The organism is Rheinheimera sp. ATLC3, assembly GCF_059429535.1.
Genome location: NZ_CM182103.1, coordinates 450954 through 474971, shown reverse-complemented (window position 1 = coordinate 474971; position 24018 = coordinate 450954). Strand labels below are relative to the sequence as shown.

The window sequence follows — 24018 nt, the reverse complement described above, 5'->3', positions numbered from 1 at the left end:
AGGAACCTTTATGTTACTAAAGGCTGAACACTCACTGGTGTTGCTGATTGATATGCAGCAGAAGCTATCACCGGCAATTTTTGAGCATAAAGAAGTGGAGCAGGCAGCAGCCTGGGTGTTGCAGGTGGCAATACAGTTGGACGTGCCGGTATGGGCAACTGAACAATACCCACAAGGGCTTGGCCCGACGTTACCAGTGTTAGCTGAACTGGTTCCGCCGGCACAAATGCTGCAAAAAATGCATTTTAGTGCGCTTAAAGAGCCACATATTGCCAGCAGTTTAGCCTGCGCCGAGCGCAGGCAAGTCGTGGTGCTGGGCACAGAAACTCATGTGTGCGTACTGCAATCGGTAATGGATTTACTGGATTTAGGTTATCAGGTGTTTGTTGTTACTGAAGCGGTGGGTTCGCGCACTGAGCAAAACAAACAATTGGCCCTTAGCCGTATGCAACAGGCCGGGGCACAGATCATCAGTAAAGAAATGCTGGCGTTTGAATGGCTGCAGTGCTGTGGCACTGATACCTTTCGTCAGATCAGCAAGGGGTGGATCCGTTGATGCGTTGGTACTTGTTATTCTTCTTGTTAGCCTTGCCGGCTAAAGCCGATTCGCTGATTGATCAGCAACTGCCTGATTTTTATCAGCAGCTTAAACTGGAATCTTACCCGCTTAGCTGGCAAAGCGGTAAGTTTGCCGATATCGCTACCTGGCGCAGTAATGCAAGGCAAACATTGCGTCAGGCGTTACTGTGGCCGGACGAGCCGGTTGAATTTTCCCCGCAATTGCTGAAAACAGAAGCGCGTGATGGTTACACCGCACAGCTTTGGTCTATTCAGCTGACAGCGCAAAGCCGTGTTTCGATACTGGTGTTAAAGCCTGATACCGCTAAGCCTGCTCCTGCAGTGTTGTTGCTGCATGATCACGGTGCACGGTTTGATATCGGTAAAGAAAAATGGATTAAACCTTTTGCCGGCGATAGCCGTTTATCCTCTGCTCAGCAATGGGCCGATAAATATTTCAGTGGTCATTTTGTCGGTGATGCACTGGCAAAGCAGGGCTATCTGGTTATTGCCGCCGACACTTTTGGCTGGAGTGAGCGTGGCCCGATAGAGTTTTCTGCACAACAGGCCCTTGCCAGCAATATGTTTTTACTTGGTCGCTCACTTGCCGGTATGGCGGCATATGAAGATTTACGTCTGGTACAGTTTGCAAAGCAGTTACCTGAAGCAGATAGCTCGCGCCTGGCGGTACTGGGGTTCTCGATGGGGGCTTATAAAGCCTGGCAGCTGGCGGCGCTGACGGATGATATCAAGGCTGCCGTAGCGGTGTCGTGGATGAATGACTATCAGCATTTAATGCAGCCAGGGAATAATATTTTAAGAGGGCAGTCAGCGTTTTATATGTTACATCCGGGTATTGCAGACAAAATGGATATTCCGGATATCGCCAGCCTGGCGGCACCAAAAGCGATGCTGTTTATTAACGGCGGAAAAGATAAACTGATGCCGCTGGCTGGCGTAGAAGCCTCTTATCGTAAGATGCAACAGGTGTGGCAAGCTTATGGCGCGGCAGATAATCTCAGCACCACAGTGTATCCTGAACTTGGGCATGAGTTTAACGCTGAGCAGCAGCAACAGGTATATAACTGGCTGCGTACTCAGTTGGCGGAAAATAATTGATCTAATACCATTGCCAGGCGCACACCCGCTTGTTTCAGCCTTTGCTCAACGGTGCTGCTGTACTGGCTGACATAAGCGTCATCCAGCAACATGCCAGGCTTATATTGCTGATAAATCTGCTGTGTCAAAGCAGCAGATTCATTCGCCCAGCTAAGCACATCGCCTTGTTGCCACTGTTGTATTTCGCTGCGGGTTAACGCACTTTTAAGCGCATCGGCTTTAGCGTTATCTGTTTCGTAGCCTAATTGTTTTAACAGCGCAAAGTCCCACACACCATGCAGGTTATTCGGCAAACCATAAAAATACACAGCGGTGCGGTTGCCACCTAAATCATCGGCATAACTTACATGCAGCGGCTGATGCAAATCACCAATAAAATGCGCCAGAAACAAAAGTGCCTGCCAGTCATCACGGTTTTGCTTAAGTTTTAGCTGCATATGACTGATGGCTGACAAAATACAACCTTGTTGTGGGCAGTCAGCCTGGGTTACCTGCGCATGTGAGCGCGGGAAATTAACGTAATGCAGCGCTGACGCGAAGCTAAACTGAGGCTGGTTACGAACTTCATCTGCCCAGCTACAGCTTTTAGTAAAGTGAGAATAGGGGCTTTTGCTGATCATCAGGTTCAGTTGCTGGCGGGTGGTGTCGCTTACCTGTTGGTAAGCTATTTCACATACCAGCTGATGCCCCATCTGGCTAAAAGCATACAGCGGGCTAGTGATGAGCAGTAAGAGGACAGCAATAATACAACGCATAATTTACTCGGCAACCAATTGGTGAACCTGAAACTCGCCTTCTGCACTTAACAGCAGCGTCACTTCACTTAGCGCCTGACGCATGTCGTTAGCCAGTGTATAAGGTGGGTTTATCACCAGCATACCACTGCCGGTCATACCGAAGCCGCTGCTATCACTTTGAGGGCACAGCTCAATACGTAACTGATCTTTGATCCCGGTGGCCACTATCGCGCCGATAAAAGCCTCAACGGCTTCGCGCTCTATCACCGGATACCAGATTGCATAAGTTGCCTGAGGGAACCGGCTGTAAGCCAACTGCAAACCTTGCACAACATCCTGATACTCGGTTTTCAGCTCGTACGGTGGGTCAATCAGTACCAGCCCGCGCTTATGTAAAGGGGGCAGCATAGCTTTAAAGCCAGCCCAGGCGTCCATGTTTTCGATACGGCTATGACGGCGGCGGGCAAACTGGCTTGCCAGTACCGGGTAGTCTGTCGGGTGCAGCTCGGTGGCCTGAATGCTGTCGCTTGCGCGCGCCAGCATAGCAGCGATTTTGGGCGAGCCCGGGTAAAATGCCAGGTCGCCATCCGGGTTTAACTGCTTAATAATATCAATATAGCCCGCCAGTGCCGGGCTTTGCGCCTGATACTGCCACAGCTTGCCAATGCCGCCCTGGTATTCACCGGTTTTTTGCGCCTGCTCAGCCAGCAAGCTGTATAAGCCTGCGCCAGCATGGCTATCGTGGTAGCAGAACGGTTTATCTTTTTTCAGCAGGTACTGCAGTATGGCAACCTGTACCAGATGTTTAACCACATCAGCATGATTACCAGCATGATAACTGTGACGATAACTCAGCATAAACAAGGCCTGTAGCGGCAAAATAAAAGGCCGTCAGCATACTGCGCAGGCAAAAAAATACAAGTGATTTACCTCGAAAACCGGATTTACTCAGCGACATCTATTACATAGGTTCTGGTCAATATACCAAAACAATTGCGCTAGTTATTTATCTGAGCTCGAAGCGTATAAAGCTGTTATTTTGTTAATGTTTGTCGAACTTTAGGCATGATCCTGCGGCTAACAGGTATTTCATCTTCTGTTGTTAATATTAATCGACCGGTGCCGGAAGGTTCGCTGTTAAGCGACTGAATATATCGCGTATTTACAATATATGAGCGGTGAACACGCAAGAACATGCTAGGCAGGCATTCTTCCAGTGCTGTCAGGCTTCCTGCGTGTAATATGCTACGTTTATCAACCGTAATGATCTCGACATAGTCTCTTGCGCCTTTACAGACACAAATATGTTCCGACGAAAGCCATTCAACTTTGCCTGCATGGGTAATTTGAAGCTTACTGGGTTGTTGCTGCTCACGATAATCGTCTAAAGCATGCTGTAAGCGTTCAGCTTTTGATTGCTCAATACGGCGCAAATGTTGTTCTTGTCTGAAAGCAAGCACTTGTTGGAATAAGAAAAACAATAGAAGAGCAGCAACAAAGTAATAAAAATAGACATCAAGAAACTGGTTGGGTTTGAGTATCGTAACAACAACAAACATCAGCAATGCGATGGCATGATTTATGGCGTTCCTTTTTCTGTGAAAGGAGGCATAAGTTGCGATAAGTAAACTAAAAATAGCCGGCAGTTGAATGGCAACCACAGATTTCTCTTCCATTGTGTCATAACTAAAGATTGCTAAAATCGTTACCAAGAAAGAAATTGCCAATACTACGTCTTTTTTATGTGATAAAAAGTAATTGGCGATATAGGTCAGTAAACAACCGCCACTTAGCATGCCAAACATCAATATCAAGGTTGTTCTGATATCGTGCAAGGGGTAATTGTAAAAGACAACTCCACGGGAGATCTCAGTAAGTAGCTGAGCGATTATCAAAAAAGACGCCAGAGGCAGCAGTATGTCTTGCTTAGGGTTTGGCCGTGAAAAAGCCAATGCTGCAGAATAAAAAAATCCGACCAACAGTACTCCCAAAGGCAGCAATGACGGCAGATAGTTGCGCAGAACGATATCTTGCGGCGCGCTGTATTGGCTAATAATCACATGCTGTAAAGTGTTCCCCAAGTTTAAATAATCGTGAAAAGCGGACATTTTAACAACTAACTCATTGTGATCTGTTTTTAGCAGCTGTTCCGGAATGTGAAATACTGCGTCCATAAGCCCTGGTTGTTCGTTTGCAATATTATCTGAAGGCTGGCCGTTTCGCCCAAGCAGCGTGCCGTTTAAATACACCTCGCTCGCCGCTTTTGCTGAGATAAACAATCCAAGCGGAAGCTTGTTCTGTTTAAACTCATCTTCTAACTGAAGTAAGGCTTTACCCCAAATCAGCTGGCGGCCCACGTTTAGTTCCTGTGGCGTGATAGTTTTACATTGCTCACCCTTAAAATCCGGTGGTGCATCAAGCGATGATGGTTCGTCGCAGATGATAAACGACGTTATATTGACAAGCTCGGAAGATGCCGCAAAAACGTTGTTTGCCCCACCTGCGATTAAGAGCAAAAGCCAAGTTGTTAGCGTCGGTATGTTTGAACTGAATTGCTTAGTACGCTCGTACAACACTCCAGATAACGATGCCATTTGCAGAATAAAGGCTACCGTTGGTAGAAAAAAAATAGAAAAAATAACCATTTCCGATACTTTCAAACTTTCAAATGTGCAGAGTTTATCTCGGTTTCAAATTAATACCACAGCCACCTACTGATACCGGGCAATATTAAATGCTGATTTCACAGTTAAAGCCGGCAAAGATAAACCTGCAAAAGTGACGCTTTTATTGTTGTATCGAATGATGGAGTAGGTATGTTCTTGAAGTGTTTGAAACGGATATTGGGGATATTAGTATTAGTACCGTTTGCCGTGTCAGCAGATAGCCAGGCAGACCAAATGTCACAGGAGTTTGCTGACTTGCTGGAGAAGCATAACTTGCCTGGGATAAGCATTGCTATAGTGGATAACTATGAAATTGTTTATACCGGCGCGTTTGGAGAAAAAGAAGCTGGTCAGCGGGTTGATACGGAAACCGCTTTTGCAGCGGCATCAGTTTCCAAAGTGGTTACGGCTGTCGTGGCTGCGATGCTTGCTGAGCAAGGCGTGATTGATCTTGATAAACCGGTAACCACCTACCTTCGACGCTGGATGCTTCCAGCCAGTGAGTTCACTACAAATATACCCATTACGCTGCGGCATTTGTTAACGCATACCGCGGGCATTAACCAAAGCGGGTTTGCAGCGTATTTTCTGGGCGACGCTATGCCCAGCCTGGTTGAAAGTCTGCAAGGGGAAAAGCTAAAGCGTCCGCTTGACCCGATTAAGGTTATGTGGGAGCCCGAAAGTCGTTTTAGCTACAGCGGTGGTGGTATCACGATTGTCCAGTTAGCGATAGAAGATATAACCGGTCAGCCTTTGTCCAAGTTGGCGCAGGAAATGCTTTTCAAGCCGTTGGGAATGCAAAACAGTACCATGTATCAAAGCGGCGAAGCCGGTTTCTTGGTTAATGTGGCAAAAGCACACCAGCATAATGGTGCTATTGCTGGAGCGGGCGGTTTACCGATTTATCCTCAGTATGGCGCGGCTGGTATGTGGACTACACCCAAAGATATGGCCAAGCTGATGATTGATATGCAGAAAGCGCTGCGGGGTAACAAAAAAACAGTCATATCTGCTGGGGTTGCGCGGGAGTTAACCCGCATCCAGACACTTCACAAAGCGGGTGGATGGGGGCTGGGTTGGATGCGTTATATGGCTAACGGTAATTTGGACTGGTTTTCACATTCCGGATACGGTGCAGGAATTGGCGGTCAGGTTATGGCCACGTTACAAGATGGACGTGCCATTGCGGTGTTTGGTAATGGTGCGCATCAGGCAAGGGTGCCGGCAATCGATGAAGCCATTGCGAACATTATTCACCACTACGGATGGAAACGTGCAATTAAGGTTGTTCCGGATCGTGCTTTGGAAGCCTCTATAAACGCACTTCAGGGACACTATTACAATTTCAACAGAGGTTTCTTTTCGCCATTTAACGAAGTGGTTTCCATATTTGCAGAGCATGGCAAATTGATGTTGGATAACTCATTTGGTACCCGAAAGCCGTATGAATTGATTTCTGTTGGGGGAGGGAGGTATCGAATTGATGAGTTTGTTTCAGCAGACATCGGATTGATTGCAACAGATATTGCGTTTTTTCATGCTGATGCGCAGATGCCTGCAAAAGTACTCTTGCGGCTTGATAACCAATTTACACCGCCGTATACAATTGCGAAACAAAAGGGTTTTGAGCTAGGGCTTAAAGCTTATCAAGTTTGGGTAGATACCAATCCAAATACGCTTTTGCTCAGAGTTCAGACGTTTGAAACCTTGGCCAAAGCATCAGCTGATGCTGGTCATATTGATGAAGCAATCACATTCTATCGACTTGGGCTGCATTTTCATCCAGAAGAGTCTGCGCTTGAAAAAGCACTGCATGCAATTAGCGAAAATAAAAACGAATAAGTGGAAAAATTCGTCTTAGGCAATTCGCTAAGTTCGGCCTGGAGCATCAGCACCTATTCTCATTATTAAGAAAGGAGGAGGTGCTGCGGGTTTAGCGCAATAACCAGGCTAAATAGGTGACAAACACCATGTAAGTACTGGCCAGTGCGCCGGTAACAATAATGCCATGCAGCAGGTTTTTCTGTAGTTGATTGTTTAATAACGGCCCAGCCAAAGCGTAGTAGCTATAGACTACTGTGCCAAACAGATACGGAAACCAATAGGCTAAGTGCGCAGGTTTGTAAAAATAAGCATCAACATTAAAAGGTTTATTTAAAAACCAGAACACCAGCCAATGTGCCGCCAACCAAAGCCCATAAAAAATGGCTGTTAATAGCAGCTGCGTAATTACACTGCTGGCAAATACGGCGAATTTGCTATTCACGGCGCTTACCGGCACTTCAGGTAAGGCGGTGTCAGTGGTTTCAGAGGCTGTAACCGCTTCGCCGTTACTGGCAGTACCCTGGCGCGCCTGCATGAGTGCCGGCATACCCAACAGCAGCATCATAGGGGTAAACGCATGCGCCAGATACATCCACCATTCTACTGCTGCGCTCATGCCAGAACCCTCCCGGTTAGCCAAAACACATGGTTGATAAACAGCAGCGCTGAGCTGACAAGGATAATAGGAGCAAAAATAAAGCCGGCGACATTACCCTCAACCCCGCTACGTGACAGCAAAGCTGCCAGAGTAAACACGCTGGCCAGATGTGCAATAACATTGCTCCAGCTAAGCTGAACCTGCAGCAGTTCAACGGCACTAAGCGGCTGCAGCGCCAGCGGTGATACCACGGCAAGTTGCAGGGCAATAAACCCGGCATACGCCAGCGGGCAAAATAGTAAATACAGCCCCAGGTTAATGCGCATGGAATTGTCGCCAACGTCATAAAACGGTTGCAGTTTTAGGCCAAGAAGCGGGCTGCCTTCACTAAAAGCAAAAATATAGGCAAGGATTATCAGCGGGTTAAGAAAGATAAACAGTAGCAGTTTTACAACAGCAAACAAATCCATGTAGCAGGCCTAAGTAAACTTAAACATTAATGCCCGCATAGTAGCAGGCAATAAAACAAAAGTTAACATAGTGTGACTTAGTTGTGGTTTTAAGTTACTTTCTGATCGCTTGGTGATGGACTAGATTCGCTTACTGTAAAACAGAAGTAATGTTGCTGCGTTGCTGCTAAAATTCGCCGCAATAATGATTGCTGGCCTTTAGGCTGATACAGGAATATCGATGTCGCAAAACCGCCCGAATAAAAACAAAGCCGCCAACCCGTTACAAAAGCCGTGGACCAAAACCGACAAGGCCGCTAAACCTGCCCGTGTGGCGACAGCAGCTAAAGCGCAGCCGGTAAAAAACCAGCCCGCTAAAGCGGCTAAGGCGGTGCAGGACAACGAGACCAAGGTATACAGTGCTAACGCTTGCCGGGTGTTGTTTCAGCAGCGGCCTGAATCTGTGATCCGGCTTTATGTATCGGAAAAAATGGCGCCAAAGTTTGCTGATGTAATGAAATATCTAGCAGCTACAAAAAAGGCGTATCACATTGTCGATGATGCCGAACTGGAAAAAGTGGCTGCCAGCGGCCACCATGGCGGTGTTGTGATGCTGGTTAAGCGCAAGCCCGTGCTGACTTTGGCGCAGTATTTACAGAGCAACAGCCGCAAGCGGCAAGACTGCTTGTTGGCGCTGGATGGTGTAGGTAATGCGCATAATTTAGGTGCTATTACCCGCAGCTGCGCGCATTTTGATGTCGGCGGCATTATTATTAAGCAGCCGGAGTTACTGCAATCGGGCGCGGCGCTGCGCACTGCTGAAGGCGGGGGCGAGTTTGTCGATGGCCTGGCCTGTGACAACCTGCCACTGGCGCTGAAATTATGCAAAGAAGCCGGTTATACGCTTATTACTACCTCCAGCCACGGTGGCACCTCACTGTATCAGAGCAAACTGCCTGCCAAAGTCGTCATCGTTTTTGGTGAGGAGATGTTTGGCGTCTCTAAAAACGTCGCGCAAAGCGCCGACATTGCGCTGCAAATTCCGGGCTCGGGCAAGGTAGAATCACTGAATGTCAGTGTTGCTGCAAGCCTGATCCTTGGCGAGTGGTTCCGGCAGCAGCTGTAAGCTACTTTGCATCAAAAGGCACTGAATTGCTGTTTGAGCAGCTGCGCCTGGCGCCGGCTGACATCGACCTGCTGACCATCATCCAAAACCACAATTAAGCTGCCTTCTGCAATAGCGGGTTCTATCTGGCTGATTGCGCTTATCCGCACTATGTCTGCCCGGCTGGCTTTAAAAAACAGCGCCGGGTCTAGCTTCTGCTCTATTTTCGACAACGAGCTGTGTATAAAGCTTTTACCATAAGGGGTATATACCGCAGCATGGTTGCCAATACTTTCAAACCGGCTGATTTCACTTAGCTTTACTACACGCTGGCTGTCGCCAAATTTAAGCAAGATACCGTGTTGCTCTGCCAGATAATGCATCACAGGGCCATTGCCAATGGGGCGCAGCTTTTGTAATGCTTTGGCCAGCCGCTCTGGCGCTATCGGTTTTAGCAGGTAATCGACAGCATTTAATTCAAAAGCATTAAGTGCAAAGCTGTTATAGGCAGTGCAAAAAATAAACTGGGTTGACGCGGGTATTTGTTCTGCCAGCTGCAGGCCGGTGATCCCCGGCATTTGAATATCCAGAAATACCAGGTCAATACTTTGCGTCGTCAGGTATGTTAACGCTTCGCTGGCGTTTGCCGCTTCAGCAACAATTGCGCACTGCGCATGTGCGCTCAGCAGCCGTTTTAGCTCTGTCCGGGCCAGGCGCTCATCATCAACCAGTAAACAGTTATACATCAGTAAACTCCAGTTTTACGCAGTAGCTGTTTTGCTGTGGTACCAGGCTGAGGTTGGCGTTGTCTGCATACATCAGTTTTAAGCGATGGCGCAGGTTGCTCAGGCCGGTACCGGTACCAGCCTGTTGGGTCGTATTCTGCACGCTGTTGCTTACCTGCAACTGCCAGCCATGCGATAGCGCTGAGGCGGTGATATGCAGCTGGCCGTTGCCGGAGTTAGGTGCAATACCGTGTTTAATGGCATTTTCAACTAAAGTGAGCAGGCTGAGTGTAGGCAGCTTCTGCTGCCACAATTCTGCGTCTATATCGCAGCTAAATTGCAGCCGTTGCTCCAGCCGCACCTGCTCAATTGCCAGATATTGCTCACACAGTTGCCACTCTTGCTGCAGTGTTGCAGATGGCTGCAGATGCGCTTGCAGGTGAAAGCGAAATAGCTCGGATAACCGCGTTACTGTATCTGCGGCTTTATGCTGATCCTCAAAAATCAATGCTCTGATACTGTTAAAGGCATTAAATAAAAAATGCGGGCTAAGCTGATTCGTCAGTTGTTGCAGCTGTGCCTGCTGCATCTGCAGTTGCAGGGTTTTACGGTGTTGCCAGTTTTGCCAGGCAATGTAGGCAGCTGTCCACATTGCAAACATAACACTAAACGATGCGAACAATGTTATTAGCATAAAGCTGGTACTGAAAGTCATCTGCAGCGGTGAGTTATGCTCATCTGACAACACTGTAATTTTGCTCATATCGGTAGCTTTTAGCAGCTCTAGCTCCGATAAAAAGAACGAGACAGCGGTTTGTAGCGCAGCTGCAACGATCAAAAATAAAATAACCAGCAGCCAACGCTGTCCCGCCTGCTGCGACTGGGTTTTGAGCACCGGACGCAGAAAACAATGAGCAAAAAGTGCAAAGCTTGCGCTTTCTATGATGTATTTCAGCATAAACAGAAAGTGCAGGTTAAGCTGCTTGTTGTCCAGCAAAGGCAGGGTGTACGCCATAAAATAGCTGGTATATACCCCCATAGTAGCCAGCTGCGCCCACAGATAGGCGCGGCTACAATGCCTGGTTGGAATATGTTGTTTAAAGCTGTTAAGTAAGGCCATATCAGGTCGCAAAAAAACTGAGTAAATACAGTCTACTATTGATCAGGCTGTCTGTTCAGCTGGTCTTTTCTGTTTTCCGGTAAAGGCCCAGATAATCAGTGCCATCCAGGCTATCCAGGAAAAACCTGCCGGGATATTGGCTAAAAAAATCTTACCCAGATGCCGGCGGTTACGAAATATTGCGATGACACTTGGCAGAAAATAAAAAGCCAAAAACAATGGAATAAATACAGCCCACAGTAACGGATTAATCTGGCTTAACTGATGGAAAAACTCGGTTTGTTCAAACATGCTGCAGTCCTCTTGTTGGTTGACAATAACAAGAGTATCCCGGAGCAATAATCATTGGGGAAGTTAAGTGATAAACGGTATTTAGGCCTGATAAAAGGCGGTTTAGGGTTATCCGGTGGTTTAATCTACAGCGGTAAGTGGGTTTTTCTCACCGATATACTGAAAGCGGGGCAGCAGCTCGCCAGCAATCTCGACGTTTTCGGTAAACATAGTCAACGGCCTTGCCCACAGGCCAAAGTCGCCATACAGGGCGCGGTAAATAACCAGCCACTCTTCAGTTTCGCTGTGGCGGGCTAAGTCTATTACCTGATAATAAGCCCCTTTGTAGTGCTGGTAATAGCCCGGTTTCAGAGGGGGTTCAATATTGTTGTTCATACCAGCTCTCGAAGATGATTTTCGCTGACAGACTGTCTACTTTGTCTTTGGTTAGCTTCTTGTAGCCACCTTCTGCAAACAGCTGGCTGCGGGCTTCTGTGGTGGTTAGCCGTTCGTCATGTAATTCTACCGGCAAACCAAAACGGCCGTGCAGCCGGTTGGCAAATTTACGTGTTCTGGCGGTAAAAGGCTGCTCTGTACCGTCCATATTCAGCGGTAAGCCTACAAGCAGTAACTGCGGTTGCCAGTCTGTGATCAGCTTCTCCAGCAGGTTCCAGTCTGGTGTACCATCTTGCGCTTTTAACGCACTTAACAGCGATGCTGTGCCTGTTAACTCCTGGCCTACGGCCACGCCAATGCTTTTCGTGCCGTAGTCAAAAGTAAGTACAGTGCGGCTCATCAGGCGTGCCCGGCTTCATTGGTCAGCTGCCATGGCTTAATGCCTATTTTTGCTGTCGCTGACTGCCATTTTTCAGCATGTGTTAAATCGAAGATAATGGCGCTGTCTGCCGGTATTACCAGCCAGGCATTATCGGCAATTTCCTGTTCCAACTGGCCGGCAGTCCAGCCAGCATAACCCAGTGCGAGAATAAATTTATCCGGAGCCTGCGCTGTCGTTAAATCGAACAGAATATCTTTTGAGGTGGTTACCATCAGCTCGTCGCTCAGGCGCATGCTGCTACCATAGCCTTCTTTGGCAGTATGTAATACAAAGCCACGGTCATGTTGTACCGGGCCACCGGCGCAGACATGTGCAGTGGCTGCCGGGCTTTTACTGTCGTACTCGATTTGCAGCTGTTGCAGCAAATCGGCGACTTTGACATCCAGTGGATGGTTAATCACGATGCCCATGGCGCCTTCTTCGTTGTGCTCGCAAATATAGGCCACGCTGCGTTTAAACAGCGGATCATCCAACGCTGGCATCGCTATTAAGAAGTGGTTCTGAAAATTCTGCATCGTGACCTCACTACATCTTGTTGTCACTGGCGGCTGGCCAGCAGCTGTTCAATTTCATCAAATAACATAGCGGTAATACTGACCGGAAACGCCGCTTCAATTTCGCGGATACAGGTCGGGCTGGTAACATTGATTTCTGTTAGCTTATCACCAATAACGTCCAACCCGACAAAAATAAGCCCTTTAGCTTTCAGAGTTGGCCCTATGGCATTGGCTATCTGCCAGTCTGATTCAGATAGTGGTCTGGCTTCGCCTCGGCCACCGGCCGCCAGATTACCCCGGGTTTCACCACTGGCAGGGATCCTTGCCAGACAGTATGGCACGGGTTTGCCATTTACAACTAAAATCCGTTTGTCACCGTCAGTAATTTGCGGAATATAGCGTTGAGCCATCGCATAACGCTGGCCGTGTTCAGTCAGGGTTTCAATGATGACACTGACATTGGCATCATTAGGTTTTAAACGGAAAATAGAGGCGCCACCCATACCATCCAGTGGTTTTAAAATAATATCCTGTTCGGTTTGGTAAAACGCTTTTAAGCGCTTGGCATCGCGGCTGACCAGGGTTTTAGGTGTGAACTGGCTGAACCAACTGGTATAGAGTTTTTCGTTGGCATCACGCAGGCTTTGCGGCTTGTTTACGATCAGCGTACCTTCGTCTTCCGCACGTTCCAGAATATAGGTCGCGTAAATATACTCAGTGTCAAACGGCGGGTCTTTGCGCATCAGTATGACATCAAGTTCACTCAGCGCAATATCCTGCTGGCTGGAGAAACTAAACCATTTGTCCGGATTTTGCTCAACGCTGAGTAATTTCGTGCTGGCACGTGCCTGGCCTTCCAACAGATACAAGTCGGCCATTTCCATATAGTGAATTTCGTAGCCGCGCTGCTGCGCCTGCAATAACATGGCAAAACTGGAGTCTTTTTTTATGTTAATGGCGCTGATTGGGTCCATTACGATACCCAGTTTTATCGCGTTGCTCATGTTAAGTTCCTTATGCTAAATCACCAAACTGCAGCTGCAAGGCACTGATTGCGGTTAATGCGGCTGTTTCTGTACGAAGTACTCGCGGGCCTAACTGTATACCAGTAAAGCCGGCATCACTGGTTTGTGCCATTTCGAGGTCGGTAAAGCCACCTTCAGGCCCTATAACCAGACGGATATGACAGCTGGCCGTTAGGGTCTTAATGGTGTCGGTGGCGCGTGGATGCAAGGTCAGCTTCAATTCTTTTGTTTGTTGGCTCAGCCATTGCTGCAGACTTATGGCCGGGTGTACCTTTGGCACAATACTGCGACCGCTTTGCTCACAGGCACTAATGGCAATTTTCTGCCATTGCTCGTTACGTTTTTGCAACCGCTCACCGTCAAGTTTAACGCCGCAGCGCTCGGTAAACAGTGGCGTAATTTCGGTAACGCCCAGTTCAACCGCCTTTTGAATGGCAAAATCCATTCTGTCGCCGCGTGATATGCCCTGACCAAGGTGAATACTGACCGGTGACTCAACCGGGTTTGGCTGTTGCGAGGTTGCGCTTACCATCACCCGTTTTTTATCGATGCTACGGATAGTTGCGGGGTAGTTGAAACCATCACCGTTAAACAGCTGTAACTCGCTGCCAACCGGCATACGCAATACACGGCCAACGTGGTTGGCTGCGTCATCGTCCAGGGTAAATTCAGTGTGCAGCGCTATGGCACTGCTGTGATAAATACGGGGAATACGCATAGAGATACACTTTAAGAAAACATCGCGAAATGGTAGCAGGCCGACGCCTGAGTTAACAGTAAAAACAAACCCTGCACAGGCAGGGTTTGTTGGTTTAACAGCGGCCGTTTAGCCTGCAACAGGGTAGGTGTAGCTTGCGCCTACGCCAAGCGGGATATCCAGTGCCCAGAACCCAAGCAGGAAACAGGTCCATAGCAGTAACATGCTGATTGAGAATGGCAACATCAGCGCTATCAGTGTGCCGATGCCGGTTGATTTAACATACTTCTGACAGAACACTACAATCAGCGGGAAGTACGGCATCAGCGGGGTAATAATATTGGTTGATGAGTCGCCAACGCGATAAGCTGCCTGCGTTAAATCCGGTGATACGCCAAGCTCCATCAGCATAGGTACCATCACTGCGCCAATCAATGCCCATTTCGCAGATGCAGAGCCCACCAACAGGTTAATAAAGCCGGATAAGAATACAATACCAACCAATGTAACACCCATAGGGAATGACATTTGCTGCAGCCAGTTTGCGCCTTTAATGGCAATTAATGCCCCCAGGTTAGACTGACCAAAGGCATAAATAAACTGGGCACAGAAAAATGCCATAACGATATAGTAGCCCATGCCGCTCATCGCTTTGCTCATGCCTTTAATGATCTCGCGGTGGTTGTTCGCTGTGCCGGCCACATAGCCATAAACAACACCCGGGATTAAAAAGAACACAAAAATAATGCCAACAATAGACTGCATTAACGGTGCCGAAGAGTGGGTCAATTCACCATTTAGTGGTGAACGCCAGGCCGATGCCTCAGGCATTGCCGACACCATCAGCAGCACGCCACTTAATACCATGGCAAATGTCGCCCAACGCAGACCTTTGCGCTCGTGTGGTTGCAGTGCATCCATTTTGGGCAGGTCGGCCGGATCGCCGTCTATAGCAGTGTTTTTCAGCCGTGGTTCAATAAACTTATCTGTCAGAACCCAGCCGATAATGACAATTAAAAAGGTGGATGCGGTGGTAAAGAAGTAATTGTTAAGCGGATTGATCACAAGTTGTGCAGCCGCCGGGTCGGCAGACAGCCGCGCTGACGCCTGAGTTAAGCCGGCCAGTAACGGATCTAAGCTGGACGGAACAAAGAAAGTGGCCGAAAAGCCCCCGGATACACCGGCAAAAGCGGCGGCAATACCTGCCAGCGGGTGGCGGCCTGCGGCATAAAAAATTACCGCGCCCAGCGGAATAACCAACACATAACCGGCATCTACCGCAACGTGGCTTAGTACACCCACAGCAATTAATACCGGTGTTAGTAACATTTTAGGCGTAACAGATAAAATAGAACGCAGACCAGCGTTGATATAGCCGGTATATTCGGCCACGCCTAACCCCATCATCGCAACCAGTACGACACCAAGCGGTGGGAAACTGACGAAAGTCGCGACCATTTTAGCCATAAAGGCGGTAAGCGAAGTAGGTTCCAGCAGGTTATTAATTTTTATGGCATCGCCGGTGCGCGGGTCAACTTCGGCAAATGTCATGCCTGATAACAGCCATGAGCTTAGCCAGACAACAATCATTAACAGGGCAAACAGTACCGCCGGATCCGGCAGCTTGTTGCCAATCACCTCAATGGTATTGAGGGCGCGGTTTAGCCAGCCACTTTTGGCAGCATTGGCAGTTTGTTCAGACATAGTGGTTCCTTTCTTATAGTTTTGTATTCGCTCTGTGAGGTAACAGAGGACCCTGTGTTATCGCGCACTTATCATACACAAAAAGCAGCAGATGATAAGCTGAGAGTGCGCGCAGGGGGAATGTAAAAACGGTTCTTAAATACCGGTTATGAAAAAGGAGAGCAGGGCTCTCCTTCAACTTACTTTAACGCGTTTTAGCGAAGATTTATTTCGCGTATTGGCGCAGCAGCTCAGCTTTGTCAGTTTGCTCCCATGGGAACTCGTCACGGCCAAAGTGACCGTAAGCCGCTGTTGGCCGGTAAATAGGGCGCTCCAGTTTCAGCATTTCTATCAGGCCGTAAGGGCGTAGGTCGAAATGTTCGCGTACCAGTTTGATCAGTTCTGCTTCGTCCAGCTTGCTGGTGCCAAAGGTTTCCAGGCTGATAGATGTTGGCTCAGCAACACCGATGGCATAAGACACCTGTAGTTCACAGCGTTCAGCCAGACCGGCAGCCACGATGTTTTTTGCCACATAGCGAGCAGCATAAGCTGCAGAGCGGTCAACTTTGGATGGGTCTTTACCAGAGAAAGCGCCACCGCCATGGCGGGCCATACCACCATATGAGTCAACAATAATTTTACGGCCGGTTAAGCCACAGTCGCCCATAGGGCCGCCAATCACGAAGCGACCCGTTGGGTTGATGAAGAACTTAGTTTTGCTGTTTAACCATTCAGCAGGTAACACCGGCTTGATAATGGTTTCCATCACAGCTTCACGTAGGTCGGATGTGCTAACGCTGTCACAGTGCTGGGTTGACAGCACTACGGCGTCAATGCCCACCGGCTTGCCGTCTTCATAAATAAAGCTCAGCTGTGATTTTGCATCCGGGCGTAACCATGGCAAAGTACCGTTTTTACGTACTTCAGCCTGGCGCTGCACCAGGCGATGAGAGTAAGTGATAGGTGCAGGCATTAATACATCGGTTTCGTTACTGGCGTAACCGAACATTAAACCCTGATCGCCAGCGCCTTGCTCTTTCGGATCTGCACGGTCAACCCCCTGGTTAATATCGGGTGATTGTTTACCGATGGCGTTTAATACGGCACAAGAGTCGGCATCAAAACCCATATCAGAGTGAGTGTAACCAATCTCACGTACTGTTTTACGCGTCAGCTCTTCAATGTCTACCCAGGCGCTGGTAGTGATTTCACCACCAACTAACACCATGCCGGTTTTAACAAAGGTTTCGCAAGCGACACGGGCTTTAGGGTCTTGTTCCAGGATTGCATCCAAAACGGCGTCGGATATCTGATCAGCAATTTTATCCGGATGTCCTTCAGATACTGATTCAGAAGTAAAAATATGTTGTGCCATCGGTTGTATTCCACAAATAAGTTAATGCAGTCAGTTTCGGTTATCGTTAACAGCATAGCCGAACCCAAAAAATAGGCGGGTATTCTAGAGAAACTGTAAAGTGTTTGCCAGAAAAATCTGCCACCCAGACGTCTTTAATGCTATTTTACGAAGCTAAATACGTAGCGCTGGTTAATTGGATCGGTAAGTGTGAAATTTCAGCATGCTGATTGATTTAAATTTGCCATCGGGCGGGGGCTCTGGGAAAATAGTGCCACTTAACGCCTTAACATTTCAGCTTAATAATAACTTGCTTCGTCAAACAGAAGCCGCGCAATGTCAGGAGTGAACATGCCATCTCGTAAACAACTCGCCAATGCGATCCGTGCGCTTAGCATGGATGCGGTGCAAAAAGCTAAATCTGGCCACCCGGGTGCCCCTATGGGTATGGCGGACATTGCCGAAGTGTTATGGCGCGATTTTCTTAAACATAATCCGCAAGACCCTAGCTGGCCCAACCGCGACCGTTTCGTTTTGTCCAACGGCCATGGTTCTATGTTGCTGTATTCGCTGTTGCACCTGACTGGTTATGACTTGGGTATTGAAGATTTAAAACAGTTCCGTCAGTTACATTCCCGCACGCCTGGCCACCCGGAATATGGTTATGCGCCGGGTGTCGAGACTACAACTGGCCCTTTGGGGCAGGGCATTACTAACGCCGTTGGTATGGCGATAGCGGAAAAAGCGCTGGCAGCACAGTTCAACCAGCCTGGTTTCGATATTGTTGATCACTACACCTACACGTTTTTAGGTGATGGCTGCCTGATGGAAGGTATTTCACATGAAGCCTGTTCATTGGCGGGTACGCTGGGGCTGGGTAAGTTAGTGGCGTTTTGGGATGACAATGGTATCTCTATCGATGGCCATGTTGAGGGCTGGTTCACGGATAACACGCCTGCGCGGTTTGAAGCCTATGGCTGGCATGTGATCAGCAATGTTGATGGCCATGATTCAGCAGCCGTAGAAGCGGCTATTACTCAGGCCAAAGCCGAAACGTCAAAGCCGACCTTAATCTGCTGCCGCACCGTCATAGGGTACGGTTCACCGAATAAAGGTGGCAGCCACGATTGTCACGGTGCACCTCTGGGTGATGCCGAAATAGCAGCAGCGCGCGATTTTTTGCAATGGCCGCATGCGCCTTTTGAGATCCCAGCAGATATTTATGCTGATTGGGACGCAAAAACCAAAGGTGCTGCCGATCAACAAAACTGGCAGCAGCTGTTTGCCCGCTACAGCGCGGCTCACCCTGAACTGGCAGCTGAGTTCAGTCGTCGCGTTGCCGGGCAATTACCCGCCGATTGGGCGCAGCAGTCAAAAGCGTATATTGAGAAACTACAGGCAAACCCGGCCACTATCGCTACCCGTAAAGCATCACAGAACGCACTGAACGCATTTGGCCCCTTGCTGCCAGAGTTTATGGGCGGCTCTGCAGATTTAGCAGGCTCTAACCTGACCATTTGGAGTGGCAGTAAACCTCTGACCGGTGAAGACGCCAGCGGAAACTACATTTATTACGGCGTGCGTGAATTTGGTATGTCAGCCATTATGAACGGCATCGCACTGCACGGCGGTTTTGTTCCTTACGGCGCCACCTTTTTAATGTTTATGGAATATGCCCGTAACGCTGTGCGTATGGCAGCATTGATGAAACAGCGGGTAATATTTGTCTACACTCACGATTCTATCGGCTTGGGTGAAGATGGCCCGACACATCAACCAGTGGAACAACTGGCAGCATTACGTGCGACCCCTAATCTGGTGAACTGGCGGCCTTGTGATCAGGTTGAGTCTGCGGTTGCCTGGCAGGCTGCCATTGAGCGTACCGACGGCCCGTCAACATTAATTTTTACCCGGCAAAATCTGGTACAGCAAGAGCGCAGCGCGCAGCAACTTGCAGATGTACGACGCGGCGGTTACATCCTGAGTGACTGTAAAGGTACGCCAGAGCTGATTATTATTGCCACCGGTTCTGAGGTGGAACTGGCTGTACAGGCCGCAAAAACGCTGACAGAGCAAGGCAAGGCTGTACGGGTGGTATCGATGCCGTCAACCGATGCGTTTGAAATGCAAGATGCCACATACCGTGAAGCCGTATTACCTGCTGCGGTAACAAAGCGTATCGCAGTTGAAGCAGGTATTACTGACAGCTGGTATAAGTATGTGGGGTTAAACGGCAAAGTTATCGGCATGACCGGTTTTGGCGAATCGGCACCCGCCGAGCAGTTATTTGAATACTTTGGTATTACCACCGAAAAAGTACTCGAAGCGGCGCAGCAGTTGCTGGCGTAATATTTAATACAATGGGATCAATTCTGGTCCCATTTTTTTATGTGGTGTTATGGCAATCAGATTGGCAATTAACGGCTTTGGCCGTATAGGCCGCAATATACTGCGGGCTATTTACGAGAAAGGTTTGCAGCACGAGCTGCAAGTGGTCGCGATTAACGAACTGGCCGATGCCAAAGGCGTTGCCCATTTATTGAAATACGATACGTCACATGGCCGCTTTGGGTACAGCGTCAGCTCGTTTGACGGCGGTATCCGTGTAGCTGAGGACGATATAGCGCTGTTTTGTGAAGCGGATCCCCTCGCTTTGCCGTGGCGTGAACTTGATATTGACGTTGTTTTAGAATGTACCGGCGTATTTCATAGCCGCGAACACGCGCAGTGGCATTTAACTGCCGGTGCTAAAAAAGTGTTGTTTTCTCATCCTGCCGATGCGGATATTGATGCCACTATTATTTACGGTATTAATCACGACAGTTTAACTGCCGCGATGAATATTGTGTCGGCCGGTTCCTGCACTACCAACTGTATCGTGCCGGTGATCCAGGTACTGGATCAGCATTTTGGTGTCGAGAGCGGCACTATTACGACAATTCATGCGTCTATGCATGACCAGCAGGTTATTGACGCCTATCATCCGGATTTACGTCGTACCCGAGCTGCCAGTCAGTCTATTATTCCGGTAGATACTAAGCTGGCATTGGGTATCGAGCGGATCTTACCGAAATTCGCCGGCCGCTTTGAAGCAATAGCAGTACGCGTACCAACGGTGAACGTTACTGCAATGGATTTAAGCGTCAGTCTACTGCGGGATGTCAGTATCAATGATGTGAACAAAGTGCTGGCGCAGGCACGTTACGGAGAGTTAGACGGTATTTTGGATTACACCGAAGAACCACTGGTTTCGGTTGATTTTAATCATGATGCCCATTCCTGCATTGTTGATGGTTCGCAAACCCGGGTTAGTCACAAACGGCTGGTAAAATGTCTGGTATGGTGTGACAACGAATGGGGCTTTGCCAACAGGATGCTGGATACCGCACGGGCGATGATGCAAACGAATTTAAAACAAGGAGCTTGAAATGTCTGTTATTCGCATGAGCGATTTGGATCTTAACGGCAAACGTGTGCTGATCCGCGAGGATTTGAATGTACCGGTTAAAAACGGCAAAGTGACGTCGGATGCGCGCTTAAAAGCGGCGATACCCACTATAGAACTTGCCCTTAAACAAGGTGCGAAGGTGATGGTGATGTCACACCTTGGTCGGCCGGAAGAGGGCGTGTTTGACCAGGAATCATCGATGCAGCCGGTGGTTGATTATCTGGCACAGGTATTATCGGCGCCAGTTCGTCTGGCTTCCGATTACCTCGCCGGTATCGATGTAGCCGCCGGTGAAGTGGTGGTATTTGAAAACGTGCGTTTTAATAAAGGCGAAGGTAAGAATGACGATGCGCTGGCACAACAGCTGGCGGCGCTGTGCGATGTATTCGTGATGGATGCCTTTGGCACTGCACACCGTGCCCAGGCGTCAACGCATGGCGTAGCGAAATTCGCGCCTGTTGCCTGCGCCGGCCCATTGCTGGTTGCAGAGCTTGATGCGTTAGCGGCGGCACTGAAAAATCCAAGGCGGCCTTTAGTAGCAATAGTAGGCGGTTCTAAAGTGTCAACCAAACTGACTGTACTTGAGTCGTTATCAGGTATTGTTGATCAGCTGATAGTTGGCGGTGGCATTGCCAATACCTTTATTGCTGCAAATGGTAATAATGTCGGCAAATCATTATACGAAGCTGATCTTATTCCTGAAGCTCAGCGGCTGATGGCCCAGGCTAAAGCGCGCGGCGGTAATATCCCGGTACCGACAGACGTTGTCGTAGGCGGCGCATTCAGTGAAACGACGGTGGCAACGTTAAAACCGGTTGCTGCGGTTGATGACGAGGATATGATTTTTGACATCGGCCCTGATACAACGGCGGAGCTGGTAGATATTCTGAAGTCAGCAGGCACCATTGTCTGGAACGGCCCCGTAGGGGTATTCGAATTTGATCAGTTTGCTGGCGGCACTAAAGCAATTGCTCATGCGATTGCAGATAGCGATGCGTTTTCGATAGCTGGTGGTGGTGACACCCTGGCGGCAATCGATAAATATAACATCGCAGACAAAGTATCCTATGTATCTACTGGTGGTGGCGCTTTCCTTGAGTTTTTAGAAGGTAAAACTCTGCCAGCTGTAGCTATACTGGAACAACGCGCTAAAGCGTAAATAAAAATAATAAAAGTGTGATATTAAAACTGTACCCTAAAAGATTATAGAGAGGATTTCATGGCCCTTATTTCATTGCGTCAAATGCTGGATCATGCCGCCGAATACGGTTACGGCATACCAGCCTTTAACGTAAACAATCTGGAGCAAATGCGCGCTATTATGCTGGCTGCTGATAAAACAGACAGCCCGGTAATAGTTCAGGCATCAGCCGGTGCCAGAAAATATGCCGGCGCGCCGTTTCTGCGTCATCTCATTCTGGCAGCGACAGAAGAGTTTCCGCATATCCCGGTAGTGATGCATCAGGACCACGGTACCTCGCTGGCCGTTTGTCAACGTTCAATTCAGTTAGGGTTTTCATCTGTCATGATGGACGGCTCGCTGGGTGAAGATGGCAAAACACCCATGGACTACGCATATAATGCAGATGTAACGCGCAAAGTTGTTGAAATAGCGCATGCCTGTGGTGTATCGGTTGAGGGCGAGTTAGGGTGTTTAGGCTCACTGGAAACCGGTGCCGCGGGTGAAGAAGATGGTATAGGTGCAGATTGTATCTTAAGCCATGATCAAATGCTGACAGACCCGGAAGAAGCTGCACAGTTCGTCCGTGAAACACAGGTTGATGCGCTGGCGATTGCTTGCGGCACATCGCATGGTGCCTATAAGTTCAGCCGCCCACCAACAGGTGATATTCTGGCGATTGATCGTATTAAAGCGATCCATGAACGTATTCCTGATACGCATTTAGTCATGCATGGCTCATCTTCGGTACCGCAGGAATGGCTGCAGATTATTAATGAGAACGGTGGCCAGATACCTGAGACCTATGGTGTTCCGGTAGAGCAGATCCAGCAGGGCATTAAATACGGTGTGCGTAAAGTTAACATTGATACCGACTTGCGTTTGGCGTCTACCGGTGCTATCCGCCGTTACATGGCGCAGCATCCGGCAGAATTTGATCCTCGCAAATATTTACAGGCTTCAGTAAAGGCAATGACAGAAATTTGTATTGCCCGCTATGAAGCCTTTAATGCCGCCGGACACGGTAGCAAAATCAAAGCCATTTCACTTGATGACATGGTTGCTTTATATACGGCCGGGAAACTGACGCCGAATATAAAATAAGCAGAAAATTTAATGAACTATAACAAATTAATTTTCATTTGTTTAATAGTGCATAAATTGGGTGATAAGCCGGTTTAACAGCCGGATCAGAACAGACCTCTGGACGCCTGCGTTATCTTGACAAGGGCGTTTTTACCTGTAATGATGCGGACGGTTTACCCTCTAACCGAGGGCCTTTCCTGTCTGTAAGAACAGCTTGGCCCTTACAACTTCAGGTTACGTTAATCAGCAATAATTGGTTGGGAACTATGTTTAACAATAAAATTCGCAAGAGTCTTGTTGCAACAGCTCTGGCCGGTACTTTCGCCCTGTCGGCGAATGTTCTGGCAACAGACTTAAAAGCTTTGCATCAGGAAGGCAGTCAAATTCAACGCGCAGCAGTGCAGTCTCAGGAAAAGATTAACAACATTTATGAACAGTCTCAGGAGCTGCTGGGCGAATATCGTCAGGTGGTAGACCAGACTGAAAACTTAAAAGTTTATAATGATTTCTTAGCCACTCTGGTTGCTGATCAACAGCGTCAAATCAATTCAATTCAGCGTCAAATCAATGGTCTGGAAGATACCCGTAAAGGTACAGTACCACTGATGTTCCGTATGATCGACGCGCTGGAGCAGTTTGTAAAAGCTGATATTCCTCTGCGTACCGAGCGTCGTCTGGAACGCGTAGAAAAACTGCGTGAGCTGATGGGCCGTTCAGACGTTCAGTTATCTGAGCAATACCGTCAAATCCTGGAAGCTTACAGCATCGAAGTCGATTACGGCTCAGTAGTAGATGCATTCCAAGGCACACTGCAGTTAAACGGTCAGGAAATCACAGTAGATTTCGTACATGTTGGCCGTCTGGCGTTAATGGCACTGTCACTGGATGGAAACTCTGGCTGGGTGTGGAACAAAGAGACCTCAAGCTGGGAAGAGTTGCCAGGTTCATACCTGACATCAGTCTCTCAGTTTATCAAGATGGCTCGTCGTGAAGCCACGCTTGAAATGGATCGCGTACCACTTATCGCAGCGGAGTAAGA

Annotated in this window: 24 protein-coding genes; 9 read left to right on the top strand and 15 right to left on the bottom strand. The window is 48.5% G+C overall.

What is annotated here, in order from left to right; translation table 11 throughout:
- The first annotated feature begins 10 nt into the window (after window positions 1-10).
- Together AC5SV9_RS02265 and AC5SV9_RS02260 are read left to right on the top strand one after the other, a co-directional pair.
- Complete coding sequence (locus AC5SV9_RS02265) at window positions 11-556, top strand: hydrolase (protein ID WP_475151644.1); 546 nt, start codon at window positions 11-13, stop codon at window positions 554-556.
- Window positions 556-1677, top strand: a complete 1122-nt coding sequence (locus tag AC5SV9_RS02260) for a dienelactone hydrolase family protein (protein ID WP_475151643.1) — start codon at window positions 556-558, stop codon at window positions 1675-1677. The genes AC5SV9_RS02265 and AC5SV9_RS02260 overlap by 1 nt, the downstream gene beginning before the upstream one ends.
- Here AC5SV9_RS02260 and AC5SV9_RS02255 read toward each other — a convergent pair.
- The 3 genes from AC5SV9_RS02255 to AC5SV9_RS02245 all read right to left on the bottom strand — a co-directional run bounded on the left by AC5SV9_RS02255 (window position 1656) and on the right by AC5SV9_RS02245 (window position 5059).
- The gene (locus AC5SV9_RS02255; RefSeq protein WP_475151641.1) at window positions 1656-2432 is read right to left on the bottom strand and encodes a S1/P1 nuclease; all 777 of its coding nucleotides are present in this window, start codon (window positions 2430-2432) and stop codon (window positions 1656-1658) included. The two genes, AC5SV9_RS02260 and AC5SV9_RS02255, sit on opposite strands and share 22 nt — an antisense overlap.
- Before the next feature lie 3 nt (window positions 2433-2435).
- Window positions 2436-3272 (bottom strand): 23S rRNA (adenine(2030)-N(6))-methyltransferase RlmJ, encoded by an 837-nt coding sequence (locus AC5SV9_RS02250; RefSeq protein WP_475151640.1) that lies wholly within the window; start codon window positions 3270-3272, stop codon window positions 2436-2438.
- 176 nt (window positions 3273-3448) lie between these two features.
- Window positions 3449-5059: a LytTR family DNA-binding domain-containing protein gene (locus AC5SV9_RS02245; protein WP_475151637.1), complete on the bottom strand. Its 1611-nt coding sequence runs from the start codon at window positions 5057-5059 to the stop codon at window positions 3449-3451.
- A 255-nt stretch (window positions 5060-5314) separates the two neighbouring features.
- Between AC5SV9_RS02245 and AC5SV9_RS02240 the strand changes: the two genes are divergently transcribed.
- Window positions 5315-6922 (top strand): serine hydrolase domain-containing protein, encoded by a 1608-nt coding sequence (locus AC5SV9_RS02240; protein ID WP_475151635.1) that lies wholly within the window; start codon window positions 5315-5317, stop codon window positions 6920-6922.
- A 91-nt stretch (window positions 6923-7013) separates the two neighbouring features.
- On the opposite strand, the gene AC5SV9_RS02235 is transcribed toward AC5SV9_RS02240, so the two are convergent.
- Both AC5SV9_RS02235 and AC5SV9_RS02230 read right to left on the bottom strand, forming a co-directional pair.
- Window positions 7014-7520: a hypothetical protein gene (locus AC5SV9_RS02235; protein ID WP_475151633.1), complete on the bottom strand. Its 507-nt coding sequence runs from the start codon at window positions 7518-7520 to the stop codon at window positions 7014-7016.
- Complete coding sequence (locus AC5SV9_RS02230; protein ID WP_475151631.1) at window positions 7517-7972, bottom strand: hypothetical protein; 456 nt, start codon at window positions 7970-7972, stop codon at window positions 7517-7519. Before AC5SV9_RS02230 ends, AC5SV9_RS02235 begins: the two co-directional genes overlap by 4 nt.
- Window positions 7973-8192: 220 nt before the next feature.
- On the opposite strand from AC5SV9_RS02230, the gene AC5SV9_RS02225 reads away from it, so the two are divergent.
- The gene (locus AC5SV9_RS02225) at window positions 8193-9077 is read left to right on the top strand and encodes a tRNA/rRNA methyltransferase (protein WP_475151630.1); all 885 of its coding nucleotides are present in this window, start codon (window positions 8193-8195) and stop codon (window positions 9075-9077) included.
- Between the two features lie 11 nt (window positions 9078-9088).
- Here AC5SV9_RS02225 and AC5SV9_RS02220 read toward each other — a convergent pair whose 3' ends face one another.
- The 10 genes from AC5SV9_RS02220 to metK all read right to left on the bottom strand — a co-directional run bounded on the left by AC5SV9_RS02220 (window position 9089) and on the right by metK (window position 17286).
- The gene (locus AC5SV9_RS02220; protein WP_475151629.1) at window positions 9089-9802 is read right to left on the bottom strand and encodes a LytR/AlgR family response regulator transcription factor; all 714 of its coding nucleotides are present in this window, start codon (window positions 9800-9802) and stop codon (window positions 9089-9091) included.
- On the bottom strand, window positions 9795-10901 hold the full coding sequence (locus tag AC5SV9_RS02215) for a sensor histidine kinase (protein ID WP_475151627.1): 1107 nt from the start codon (window positions 10899-10901) through the stop codon (window positions 9795-9797). The genes AC5SV9_RS02220 and AC5SV9_RS02215 overlap by 8 nt, the downstream gene beginning before the upstream one ends.
- A 42-nt stretch (window positions 10902-10943) precedes the next feature.
- Window positions 10944-11192 (bottom strand): superinfection immunity protein, encoded by a 249-nt coding sequence (locus AC5SV9_RS02210; protein ID WP_475151626.1) that lies wholly within the window; start codon window positions 11190-11192, stop codon window positions 10944-10946.
- 120 nt (window positions 11193-11312) lie between these two features.
- Entirely contained in the window at window positions 11313-11567 is a 255-nt protein-coding gene (locus AC5SV9_RS02205) for a DUF1653 domain-containing protein (protein ID WP_475151623.1), read from the bottom strand.
- Window positions 11551-11967: a Holliday junction resolvase RuvX gene (ruvX, locus tag AC5SV9_RS02200; protein ID WP_226765648.1), complete on the bottom strand. Its 417-nt coding sequence runs from the start codon at window positions 11965-11967 to the stop codon at window positions 11551-11553. Before ruvX ends, AC5SV9_RS02205 begins: the two co-directional genes overlap by 17 nt.
- Window positions 11967-12524, bottom strand: coding sequence for a YqgE/AlgH family protein (locus tag AC5SV9_RS02195; protein WP_475151621.1), 558 nt, complete (start codon window positions 12522-12524; stop codon window positions 11967-11969). Before AC5SV9_RS02195 ends, ruvX begins: the two co-directional genes overlap by 1 nt.
- 23 nt (window positions 12525-12547) lie before the next feature.
- The gene (gene gshB / locus AC5SV9_RS02190; RefSeq protein WP_475151619.1) at window positions 12548-13510 is read right to left on the bottom strand and encodes a glutathione synthase; all 963 of its coding nucleotides are present in this window, start codon (window positions 13508-13510) and stop codon (window positions 12548-12550) included.
- 10 nt (window positions 13511-13520) lie between these two features.
- Window positions 13521-14249 carry a 16S rRNA (uracil(1498)-N(3))-methyltransferase gene (rsmE, locus tag AC5SV9_RS02185; protein WP_475151616.1) on the bottom strand — a complete coding sequence of 243 codons (729 nt, stop codon included), beginning with the start codon at window positions 14247-14249 and terminating at the stop codon, window positions 13521-13523.
- Between the two features lie 108 nt (window positions 14250-14357).
- Window positions 14358-15932, bottom strand: coding sequence for an AbgT family transporter (locus tag AC5SV9_RS02180; RefSeq protein ID WP_475151615.1), 1575 nt, complete (start codon window positions 15930-15932; stop codon window positions 14358-14360).
- Between the two features lie 205 nt (window positions 15933-16137).
- Window positions 16138-17286 carry a methionine adenosyltransferase gene (gene metK, locus AC5SV9_RS02175; protein WP_134054269.1) on the bottom strand — a complete coding sequence of 383 codons (1149 nt, stop codon included), beginning with the start codon at window positions 17284-17286 and terminating at the stop codon, window positions 16138-16140.
- A gap of 330 nt (window positions 17287-17616) precedes the next feature.
- On the opposite strand from metK, the gene tkt reads away from it, so the two are divergent.
- From tkt to AC5SV9_RS02150, 5 genes are all read left to right on the top strand, one after another.
- Window positions 17617-19614 (top strand): transketolase, encoded by a 1998-nt coding sequence (gene tkt, locus AC5SV9_RS02170; protein WP_475151613.1) that lies wholly within the window; start codon window positions 17617-17619, stop codon window positions 19612-19614.
- Window positions 19615-19663: 49 nt separating this feature from the next.
- Window positions 19664-20692, top strand: a complete 1029-nt coding sequence (gene epd, locus AC5SV9_RS02165; protein ID WP_134054273.1) for an erythrose-4-phosphate dehydrogenase — start codon at window positions 19664-19666, stop codon at window positions 20690-20692.
- A 1-nt stretch (window position 20693) separates the two neighbouring features.
- On the top strand, window positions 20694-21872 hold the full coding sequence (locus AC5SV9_RS02160) for a phosphoglycerate kinase (protein ID WP_475151611.1): 1179 nt from the start codon (window positions 20694-20696) through the stop codon (window positions 21870-21872).
- A 60-nt stretch (window positions 21873-21932) separates the two neighbouring features.
- Entirely contained in the window at window positions 21933-22997 is a 1065-nt protein-coding gene (gene fba, locus AC5SV9_RS02155) for a class II fructose-bisphosphate aldolase (RefSeq protein WP_134054277.1), read from the top strand.
- Between the two features lie 248 nt (window positions 22998-23245).
- Complete coding sequence (locus AC5SV9_RS02150; protein WP_134054279.1) at window positions 23246-24016, top strand: DUF3450 domain-containing protein; 771 nt, start codon at window positions 23246-23248, stop codon at window positions 24014-24016.
- Window positions 24017-24018: the final 2 nt, after the last annotated feature.

Coding starts and splice junctions, on each gene's coding strand:
- AC5SV9_RS02265 (WP_475151644.1), top strand. CDS start 11: ATGTTACTAAAGGCTGAACACTCACTGGTGTTGCTGATTGATATGCAG.
- AC5SV9_RS02260 (WP_475151643.1), top strand. CDS start 556: ATGCGTTGGTACTTGTTATTCTTCTTGTTAGCCTTGCCGGCTAAAGCC.
- AC5SV9_RS02255 (WP_475151641.1), bottom strand. CDS start 2,432: ATGCGTTGTATTATTGCTGTCCTCTTACTGCTCATCACTAGCCCGCTG.
- AC5SV9_RS02250 (WP_475151640.1), bottom strand. CDS start 3,272: ATGCTGAGTTATCGTCACAGTTATCATGCTGGTAATCATGCTGATGTG.
- AC5SV9_RS02245 (WP_475151637.1), bottom strand. CDS start 5,059: ATGGTTATTTTTTCTATTTTTTTTCTACCAACGGTAGCCTTTATTCTG.
- AC5SV9_RS02240 (WP_475151635.1), top strand. CDS start 5,315: ATGTCACAGGAGTTTGCTGACTTGCTGGAGAAGCATAACTTGCCTGGG.
- AC5SV9_RS02235 (WP_475151633.1), bottom strand. CDS start 7,520: ATGAGCGCAGCAGTAGAATGGTGGATGTATCTGGCGCATGCGTTTACC.
- AC5SV9_RS02230 (WP_475151631.1), bottom strand. CDS start 7,972: ATGGATTTGTTTGCTGTTGTAAAACTGCTACTGTTTATCTTTCTTAAC.
- AC5SV9_RS02225 (WP_475151630.1), top strand. CDS start 8,193: ATGTCGCAAAACCGCCCGAATAAAAACAAAGCCGCCAACCCGTTACAA.
- AC5SV9_RS02220 (WP_475151629.1), bottom strand. CDS start 9,802: ATGTATAACTGTTTACTGGTTGATGATGAGCGCCTGGCCCGGACAGAG.
- AC5SV9_RS02215 (WP_475151627.1), bottom strand. CDS start 10,901: ATGGCCTTACTTAACAGCTTTAAACAACATATTCCAACCAGGCATTGT.
- AC5SV9_RS02210 (WP_475151626.1), bottom strand. CDS start 11,192: ATGTTTGAACAAACCGAGTTTTTCCATCAGTTAAGCCAGATTAATCCG.
- AC5SV9_RS02205 (WP_475151623.1), bottom strand. CDS start 11,567: ATGAACAACAATATTGAACCCCCTCTGAAACCGGGCTATTACCAGCAC.
- ruvX (WP_226765648.1), bottom strand. CDS start 11,967: ATGAGCCGCACTGTACTTACTTTTGACTACGGCACGAAAAGCATTGGC.
- AC5SV9_RS02195 (WP_475151621.1), bottom strand. CDS start 12,524: ATGCAGAATTTTCAGAACCACTTCTTAATAGCGATGCCAGCGTTGGAT.
- gshB (WP_475151619.1), bottom strand. CDS start 13,510: ATGAGCAACGCGATAAAACTGGGTATCGTAATGGACCCAATCAGCGCC.
- rsmE (WP_475151616.1), bottom strand. CDS start 14,249: ATGCGTATTCCCCGTATTTATCACAGCAGTGCCATAGCGCTGCACACT.
- AC5SV9_RS02180 (WP_475151615.1), bottom strand. CDS start 15,932: ATGTCTGAACAAACTGCCAATGCTGCCAAAAGTGGCTGGCTAAACCGC.
- metK (WP_134054269.1), bottom strand. CDS start 17,286: ATGGCACAACATATTTTTACTTCTGAATCAGTATCTGAAGGACATCCG.
- tkt (WP_475151613.1), top strand. CDS start 17,617: ATGCCATCTCGTAAACAACTCGCCAATGCGATCCGTGCGCTTAGCATG.
- epd (WP_134054273.1), top strand. CDS start 19,664: ATGGCAATCAGATTGGCAATTAACGGCTTTGGCCGTATAGGCCGCAAT.
- AC5SV9_RS02160 (WP_475151611.1), top strand. CDS start 20,694: ATGTCTGTTATTCGCATGAGCGATTTGGATCTTAACGGCAAACGTGTG.
- fba (WP_134054277.1), top strand. CDS start 21,933: ATGGCCCTTATTTCATTGCGTCAAATGCTGGATCATGCCGCCGAATAC.
- AC5SV9_RS02150 (WP_134054279.1), top strand. CDS start 23,246: ATGTTTAACAATAAAATTCGCAAGAGTCTTGTTGCAACAGCTCTGGCC.